This window comes from Paraburkholderia sp. EG304 (assembly GCF_046543485.1).
GTDB lineage: Bacteria > Pseudomonadota > Gammaproteobacteria > Burkholderiales > Burkholderiaceae > Paraburkholderia > Paraburkholderia youngii.
In genome coordinates, this window is record NZ_JBKGUA010000448.1 from 1 (window position 1) to 255 (window position 255).

The 255-nt window shown below is 61.2% G+C and carries 1 protein-coding gene; it reads right to left on the bottom strand.

Translation table 11 applies throughout. The features are described 5' to 3' along the window. Positions 1-255: transposase (locus ACLFKU_RS44685; RefSeq protein WP_410853511.1), on the bottom strand; the 255-nt coding region annotated here is incomplete at both ends.

Sequence of the window (255 nt, forward strand, 5' to 3'; positions counted from 1 at the left end):
CGTCGGACATGCCCTTCAGTCCGTCGGTGACGGCAATCAGGATGTCCTGCACGCCGCGTGTCTTCAGATCGCTGAAGACCTTCATCCAGAACTTCGCGCCCTCGGTGTTCTCGATCCACAGTCCGAGGATGTCACGCGTGCCGTCGGGCAGGATCCCCAGCGCCAGATAGATCGCCTTGTTGCGCACCATCCCTTCGTCGCGGATCTTCACACGCAGCGCGTCGAAGAACACCACCGGATACATTGGCTCGAGCG